Annotated in this window: 1 protein-coding gene; it reads right to left on the bottom strand. The window is 54.5% G+C overall.

Annotation, left to right across the window (positions count from 1 at the left end; all coding sequences use genetic code 11):
* The coding region (locus AAEZ08_RS23475) for an SAM-dependent methyltransferase (protein WP_500125250.1) at nt 1-235 on the bottom strand (235 nt) is incomplete at both ends.

The raw sequence follows: 235 nt of genomic DNA, 5'->3' as shown, positions 1-235 counted from the left end.
CATCTCATCTAACCGATGCAAACCCATATAAAACACCACCGTTTGCGTGCTATCTAGATGCTCATGATAGTCGTTGTTAGGCGCGCCTGCCTTTTTGCAAGCAGTGACAAACTTGACAGACTGCGCATGATCGCGATGGGTCAATGGGATACCTGCTCGGCTCGCAGCGGCACTGGCGGCCGTGATGCCGGGGATAGACTCAAAGCGAATGCCGTGGCGCACGACTTCTTGGAGC

The sequence above is a fragment of the Pseudomonas sp. E45-MNA-CIBAN-0222 genome, assembly GCF_040310405.1.
Classification (GTDB): domain Bacteria; phylum Pseudomonadota; class Gammaproteobacteria; order Pseudomonadales; family Pseudomonadaceae; genus Stutzerimonas; species Stutzerimonas stutzeri_AC.
The sequence above is the reverse complement of the archived record's forward strand: the minus strand, read 5'-3'. Positions and strand labels throughout refer to the sequence as shown.